Origin of the sequence: Arcticibacter svalbardensis MN12-7, assembly GCF_000403135.1 — a bacterium.
Taxonomy (GTDB): domain Bacteria; phylum Bacteroidota; class Bacteroidia; order Sphingobacteriales; family Sphingobacteriaceae; genus Arcticibacter; species Arcticibacter svalbardensis.
Genome location: NZ_AQPN01000044.1, coordinates 56,641 through 63,625 on the forward strand (window position 1 = coordinate 56,641; position 6,985 = coordinate 63,625).

Sequence of the window (6,985 nt, forward strand, 5' to 3'; positions counted from 1 at the left end):
ATTGAAAATTATTGATCACATATAGAAAATTACTAAACTAATCTTTCTCTTTATTCTTTTTCTTCTTCTTGAAAATATTAAGGCCCTTTTTAAACAGCTTTATAATAAAGTTCTCCTTATGTGCTGGTTCCACTACCTGGATCTCTTCAACAAATGAAGGGCAGTTCAATCGCAACTTTATTTCATCACTCACTACCCTGAATTTCTTACTTCGGTAACTCGCAAATGACGGATTTTCTATTAACCTGTTCATAAAAGTACCCCAAATAGGTAAAGCGGTGTGGGCTCCTTGTCCTAGTTGCAAGGATCTAAAGCTCACCAAAGGATTCTCTGCACCCACCCAAACTCCTGTTACCAGGTTAGGTGTGATTCCTACAAACCAGCCATCAGCTTGGTTTTGTGTCGTACCCGTTTTTCCGGCAATGTCCATTTTTAATCCAAATTCACTTTTAAGCTTCGATGCACTCCCTTCTTCCACCACACCTTTCATTAACTCAATCATAATGGAAGCATTTTCTTCAGATAGCACTCGCTTTCCCGAAGAAGCTTTGTTGTTAAAAATGACATCTCCTGAACTATTTTTAATGGTGCTGATATACACAGGTTTAACAAGAATACCACTGTTTGCGAATACTGTATAAGCACCCACTAATTCCATTAACGAAATGCTGGCTGTGCCCAGCGATATGGATGGCACCTCTGGAATGGTACTCGTAATCCCCATACGTCTGGCCATTTCGATCGTCCTTTTTACCCCCGTTTGCATAATCAGTTGTGCGGAAACCGTATTAACCGAAAAAGCAAGAGCGCCTTTCATGGAATACTGACCTGTATATTGACCATCGGCATTTTGTGGTGACCAGTTCTCAAATTCAGGATAAGTAACCCGCTTATTGTCAAATAAAGTGCAGGGATTGATTCCTTTTTCTATTGCTGCCGCATATAAAATAGGCTTAAAGGTAGAGCCTACTTGTCGCCGGGAAAGCACATGATCATATTTGAAAACCTGGTGATTGATCCCTCCAACCCATGCTTTTACATCACCAGTACCAGGTTCTATGGAAATCAAACCTGTATTTAATGTTTTTTGAAAGTATTTAATGGAGTCAAGCGGACTAATGTTTACATTTTTATTACCTCCCAGTGCAAAAAGCGACATTGGCCTTTTCTTATTGAATACCGCTGCGATTTCAGACTCAGATTTCCCTGCATCCTTAAGCCGCTTATACCGGTCGGAAGCCTGCATGGCAGAGGTAATTACCGAAGTGCTGTTTCCCCAGGGATTTCTCCTTTCCAATGCCGGTCAAATGTGCGTTGTAGCTGAGCCATCTGATTGCGCACCGCTTGTTCTGCCGCCATTTGAACCCTTGAATCTATAGTAGAATAGATCCGAAGACCATCGGTATATAGATCATACGGATTGCCATCTTTATTCATATGCGTTTCGCACCAGGTTACGAGTTGTTTTCGCAGATATTCCCTCAAGTAGGGAGCTATTCCCTGACCTGTTCGTTTGATATTATAACGCAAAATCAAAGGCTGCTTTTGAACCCAATTCGCTGTTTCCGGACTGATATATCCTAGTTTCAGCATTTGTCCTATTACTAAATTCCGTCTGTCAAATGCGCGTTGAGGATACCGTGCAGGGTTATAATACGTATTTGCCTTTAGCATGCCAATTAACACAGCAGCCTCTTCCATCTTTAACTTTCCTGAAGACTTATTAAAAAATACACGTGATGCACGTTCAATTCCAAAAATATTAGCCCCCATAGGAACGGTGTTCAAATAAAGTTCCAGAATCTCCTTCTTGGTGTAAACCGACTCCAGACGTACCGCCATAATCATTTCCTTTATTTTATTAATTGGCGTGCTAAAAAAGAAATGATGTTCACGGGGAAACAAATTTTTAGCTAGTTGCTGACTCAATGTACTTCCACCACCTGCGCTTGCATCCTGAAATAGCAGCGTTTTAACCAGTACCCGTAACAATCCACGAGAATCCACACCATTGTGGCTATAGAATCGCGAATCCTCAGTTGCTACAAGAGCCTGGATAACCGAAGGCGCTATCGCATCATATTTAACATTAGTCCTGTCCTGAATAAAGTATCTACCAATCAGTACATTGTCTGAAGAATAGATCTCCGAAGCTGTATTGTTCTGAAGGGACTTTAACGTTTTTTTAGAAGGTATTTTTCCAAAAACGCCCAAGAAAATGGCTAGATAGAAGATAAGTCCGGCCATTATAAGAACGAGTAAAAACTTTCCAAATAACCTAAGTAGATAACGGTATGAAATGCTCCCCATAAATACAAATATGAGATTTACAAAACGATTAAGGAAATTCATGATTGATCGGCCATGAAATGAATTGCACATTATTAGCCAAATAGAGTAATCAAATTAATCCCAAATAGAGATAAACATAAGGTTGAAGCTACTGTGGCCTCAAGGGTAAACTGACCTTAGCTTGTCCTTAATTTCATCATCATGCTATTCTATCTCCATAGGATATGAGTATCTTTGACCAAGTTTAAAATCAAAATGAAGGAATTTTCAAAGTATTATATCGTTTCTGCGTCCCCTGAAGAAGTTTATCTGGCATTAACCAATCCAATCACCATTCATTTATGGAGCGGTGAGGAAGCTGTTATGTCTACAGAAGTCGGTTCCGAATTTTCATTATGGGAAGGAAGCATCTGCGGAAAGAACCTTGAATTCGACGAAAATAAGAAAATCGTACAGCAATGGTACTTTGGCGATCAGACGGAAGATTCTATCGTAACGATTAAACTTCATCCTCATAAACAAGGTACATCGGTAGAACTGAAACATGTGAATATTTCGGATGAAGATTATGATGATATTGTGGAAGGTTGGAACGGTACCTACTTTCAATCCCTTCAGGAATTTTACTATGATTAATGGTTATAGATGTCGTTTGTGCGATTATAATTGATGAGCAAGGCAAAGTCTTAGCGGCTCGCAGAAGTAAAAGTATGGACCTACCGGGTAAATGGGAGTTTCCCGGAGGTAAAGTGGAACCCTTTGAACAGGCTGAAGCATCTATAATCAGGGAAATTAAGGAAGAGCTTGATATCGTGATTCAGACTAGTAAATCGGGACCTGCTCATATCCACCACTATAAAAATAAATCCATTAGACTAATCCCTTTTATTTGTAAACAGCTGTCCGGAACAATCAGCTTAAAAGAGCATGAAACCTACGGATGGTTTACCAGTGAACAGCTTAAAACTTTAGCTTGGGCAGAAGCCGATATCCCCATATTAAATGACTACATTAGTTCACTTACCTGAACCCGAATATATTCATTAAAAAAGCTAAATTCATGCTCTTAATGACAGTATTTTCTGATAAACAACCAAAAGATAGTGGTTATGAATATCTTTGGGAATCAGGTATTCTAATTTACATGCATGTCATCAAATCATCATCAGCACGACCTCAATCATAACCATGATTGTTCCCATAATCATGAAAGCGTTTTTGGCTCAAAAACTGAACTTATCTTTAGTATTCTTGCCGGTTCATTATTAACAGCTGGTTTCCTTTTATCGCTCATTTCAAGTGTATCTCACTGGTTTTCTTTAGCTCTTTACTTATTGTCGTTTTTCTTTGGTGGCTTTTATGCTATAAAAGAGGCTGTTTTAAGTGTGCTGAAAGGAAAATTTGATATTGATTTCCTGATGATTGTAGCGGCAATTGGTGCAGCTTCATTAGATAAATGGGCCGAAGGCGCACTGCTTCTCTTTCTTTTTAGTCTGGGTCATGGTTTAGAACATTCGGCTATGGACAAAGCGAAGAAGTCTATTGCTGCCTTAGCGGAACTTGCGCCTAAAGTAGCACTAGTGAGGCGCGATGGGCAAGATGTGGAGATTTCTATTAATCAGCTTGTTATCGGTGACGTGGTAATCGTTAAGCCTAACAGCAAGATTTCTGCTGATGGGGTCGTAATAAAAGGTCAGAGTGCAGTCAATCAGGCATCTATTACCGGGGAAAGCATTCCTGTAGATAAGATTTCTATACAAGACCTTAATCAATTTCATAAAGATCCTAAAATAGTTAAACCTGAAAATCAAGTATTTGCTGGAACAATTAACGGTAGCCAGGTGCTTGAGGTGGAGGTAACAAACCTGGCTGAAGATTCTACGCTTGCTCGTCTGATCAAGTTAGTAAGTGATACCAAAGCGCAGAAGTCTCAAACACAGTTGTTAACCGATGAGATTCAAATCCACTATGTGCCAGCTGTAATTGCATTAGTCGTATTACTGCTTTGTGCTTTTCTGGTAGTAGAGGAACCGTTTAGTGCTAGTTTTTACCGGGCGATGGCTGTACTCGTAGCAGCCAGTCCCTGTGCATTAGCCATTTCCACACCCAGTGCTGTTTTAAGTGGAATAGCGAGGGGCGCAAGAGGCGGAGTACTGTTTAAAGGTGGTGGTCCATTAGAGGAGTTAGGAGGATTGACGGCCATTGCATTTGATAAAACAGGAACGCTTACGGAAGGGAAACCTAAACTTACGGGAGTAACCGGACTTAATGGAATTTCCGAAGAAACAGTTCTTGAGGTGGCGGTTGCAGTAGAAAAAATGAGTGACCATCCTTTGGCAGCTGCAATTGTTAAAGGCGCACAGGAAAGAATTAAAAAGGAGATCAGTCCAGCGCAACACGTAGAGGCATTAAATGGTCATGGTGTAAAAGCTGAGTTGAATGGAAGTGCCATTTTAATAGGAAACAGGGCCTTGTTCACCGACATACCTGAAGAGATCTCCTCGCTGGTGTCTGAAAAAGAAAAGGCAGGTAATACGACTATCATCGTTCAACGCGACAATATATTTATTGGTTTGATATCCGTAATGGATGTCCCCCGTGTTGAAGCGATGGATACGATAAAGAGGCTTAAGAAATTGGGTATCAAACGTATGGTCATGCTTACCGGTGATAATCAACAGGTCGCAGAGTCTGTAGCCAAACAAATAGGGATCAAGGATGCATGGGGAGGTTTACTTCCGGAGCAAAAGTTGAAAGCAATAGAAGATCTGCTTAAAAGGGAAGAACGTGTGGCTATGGTTGGTGATGGTGTAAATGACGCTCCGGCTATGGCAAAAAGTAGTGTAGGGATCGCAATGGGTGCCGCAGGTTCTCATGTAGCTCTCGAAACAGCAGATGTTGCGCTAATGGCCAATAACCTCGATAATCTACCCTTTGCTATTGGGTTAAGCAGGAAATCGCACCGCATCATCAGACAAAATTTAGTAATTAGTTTAGGCATGGTGGCTATATTGGTACCGCTTACAATAGTTGGTGTTGCTGGTATTGGTCCGGCGGTAGTGGGACACGAAGGTTCCACCTTATTAGTGGTATTTAATGGATTAAGATTACTTGCTTACAAGCAAAAGTAAAACGGTTTAATTATATTCTATGGAACTAAAATCATTACCTGTTATCAGCATCCGGAATCTGAAGAAGAGTTATGGCGATAAACAGGTTTTAAAAGGAATTAATTTAGAGATCTATCCCGGACAGGTTATTGGCTATATCGGCCCTAATGGTGCCGGAAAGTCCACTACTGTAAAAGTATTGACCGGTCTGATCAATGATTACGAAGGCGAAGTTTTATTTTACGGAAAGAATATTCAGGATGATATTATCTCCATAAAAGCGAAGATAGGGTATGTACCCGAAAATGCCGAGATCTATGAAGTGCTTACTCCTTTAGAGTATCTGGATTTTGTAGGAAAACTTTACGGCATGGAGGAAAGCCATATAGCCGAAAGGGCGATGAAATTATTGACCGCTTTTGGGATCAATACCAATGCCGATCAACGGATGGATACTTTCTCTAAAGGCATGCGACAGAAAGTGCTGCTTATTTCAGGGATCATTCATAACCCCGAAATTATTATTTTAGACGAACCCTTATCAGGTCTGGATGCGAATGCGGTTATGATGGTTAAAGAACTGATCGCCCTGCTTGCTCAGGATGGTAAAACTATCTTTTACTGTTCACATATGATGGATGTGGTAGAAAAGGTCTCTGATCGTATTCTATTGATCAATAACGGTGAAATTATTGCCGATGGCTCATTTGAGGAACTGAGAGAAGGTGGAAACTTAACTTTAGAACACATATTTGCAAAACTTACCGGTAAAGAAGAGTCTAATAAAGAAGCGCATCATGTTTTAGATGCTTTAAAGTAACATTCCCTTAGTAACAGGCAAAGTTTAATTCACGCATCTATTCTATTGATTTATGTTCAACAGATACATCATCAACTTTATCCTTCTATTTAAACCTTTATTCGTTCGTTTTGGCGTTGATCCTGTGCAACTGCGCATTATTCTTGATGTGAAAATGAAAATGGACGACAGGCGACCTAAGTTCTATAGTCAGCATAAACAAACGCAGAAAAAAGAAGTCAATAACTCCAGTTGGGTTACGATGTTCTTTTTGGCATTAACAGGACTGTTCCTTGCTTTCATGTTAATCATGGTTAAGCAGCCCTATATTGGCCATACTGTTTATTTCTCCGCGTTTATGGTGATGCTTTCGATTACGCTGATCTCTGATTTTACCAGCGTGCTGATTGATGTGCGGGATAACTACATCATCCTTCCCCGTCCGGTTTCAGATAGCACCTTTACGGTTTCGCGAATTCTACATATTGGCATTCATACCGCTAAAATGGCTCTGGCCATTTCTATTTCCGGACTTATTCTCACTTTTGTACTACAAGGCTTAATTGCTGGAATGGTGTTTATGCTGGAGGTGTTTATCGCTACTATCCTCAGCATTTTTATAGTCAACATGATTTACCTGATTGTATTAAAACTAACTAGTCCGCAAAAGTTTAAAGACTTCATATCCTATTTTCAGATAGTTTTTTCAGTCCTGATCTTTGCTGCCTATTATATGCTGCCAAGATTAATGAGCATGAGTATGCTGGAAGGCTTTGAACTGTTG

At 40.1% G+C, this 6,985-nt stretch carries 7 protein-coding genes; 5 read left to right on the plus strand and 2 right to left on the minus strand.

What is annotated here, in order from left to right:
• Positions 1–37 precede the first annotated feature (37 nt).
• Together ADIARSV_RS20440 and ADIARSV_RS20445 are read right to left on the minus strand one after the other, a co-directional pair.
• Positions 38–1,297, minus strand: a complete 1,260-nt coding sequence (locus ADIARSV_RS20440; protein ID WP_152439782.1) for a penicillin-binding transpeptidase domain-containing protein — start codon at positions 1,295–1,297, stop codon at positions 38–40.
• Positions 1,258–2,247 carry a transglycosylase domain-containing protein gene (locus tag ADIARSV_RS20445; RefSeq protein ID WP_016194433.1) on the minus strand — a complete coding sequence of 330 codons (990 nt, stop codon included), beginning with the start codon at positions 2,245–2,247 and terminating at the stop codon, positions 1,258–1,260. The genes ADIARSV_RS20440 and ADIARSV_RS20445 overlap by 40 nt, the downstream gene beginning before the upstream one ends.
• A gap of 300 nt (positions 2,248–2,547) precedes the next feature.
• Here ADIARSV_RS20445 and ADIARSV_RS05535 point away from each other — a divergent pair, with 300 nt between their 5' ends.
• From ADIARSV_RS05535 to ADIARSV_RS05555, 5 genes are all read left to right on the plus strand, one after another.
• Entirely contained in the window at positions 2,548–2,928 is a 381-nt protein-coding gene (locus ADIARSV_RS05535; protein WP_016194434.1) for an SRPBCC domain-containing protein, read from the plus strand.
• Positions 2,928–3,320 carry a (deoxy)nucleoside triphosphate pyrophosphohydrolase gene (locus ADIARSV_RS05540; RefSeq protein WP_016194435.1) on the plus strand — a complete coding sequence of 131 codons (393 nt, stop codon included), beginning with the start codon at positions 2,928–2,930 and terminating at the stop codon, positions 3,318–3,320. Before ADIARSV_RS05535 ends, ADIARSV_RS05540 begins: the two co-directional genes overlap by 1 nt.
• Positions 3,321–3,440: 120 nt before the next feature.
• Positions 3,441–5,423: a heavy metal translocating P-type ATPase gene (locus tag ADIARSV_RS05545; protein ID WP_016194436.1), complete on the plus strand. Its 1,983-nt coding sequence runs from the start codon at positions 3,441–3,443 to the stop codon at positions 5,421–5,423.
• Between the two features lie 19 nt (positions 5,424–5,442).
• Positions 5,443–6,222, plus strand: a complete 780-nt coding sequence (locus ADIARSV_RS05550; protein ID WP_016194437.1) for an ABC transporter ATP-binding protein — start codon at positions 5,443–5,445, stop codon at positions 6,220–6,222.
• 52 nt (positions 6,223–6,274) lie between these two features.
• The coding region (locus tag ADIARSV_RS05555; RefSeq protein WP_040299192.1) for a hypothetical protein at positions 6,275–6,985 on the plus strand (711 nt) is incomplete at its 3' end.

What these genes read in the sequence shown, in the direction of transcription:
- ADIARSV_RS20445 (WP_016194433.1), bottom strand. Translation starts at nt 2,247, where the DNA reads ATGGCCGGACTTATCTTCTATCTAGCCATTTTCTTGGGCGTTTTTGGA.
- ADIARSV_RS05535 (WP_016194434.1), top strand. Translation starts at nt 2,548, where the DNA reads ATGAAGGAATTTTCAAAGTATTATATCGTTTCTGCGTCCCCTGAAGAA.
- ADIARSV_RS05540 (WP_016194435.1), top strand. Translation starts at nt 2,928, where the DNA reads ATGGTTATAGATGTCGTTTGTGCGATTATAATTGATGAGCAAGGCAAA.
- ADIARSV_RS05545 (WP_016194436.1), top strand. Translation starts at nt 3,441, where the DNA reads ATGTCATCAAATCATCATCAGCACGACCTCAATCATAACCATGATTGT.
- ADIARSV_RS05550 (WP_016194437.1), top strand. Translation starts at nt 5,443, where the DNA reads ATGGAACTAAAATCATTACCTGTTATCAGCATCCGGAATCTGAAGAAG.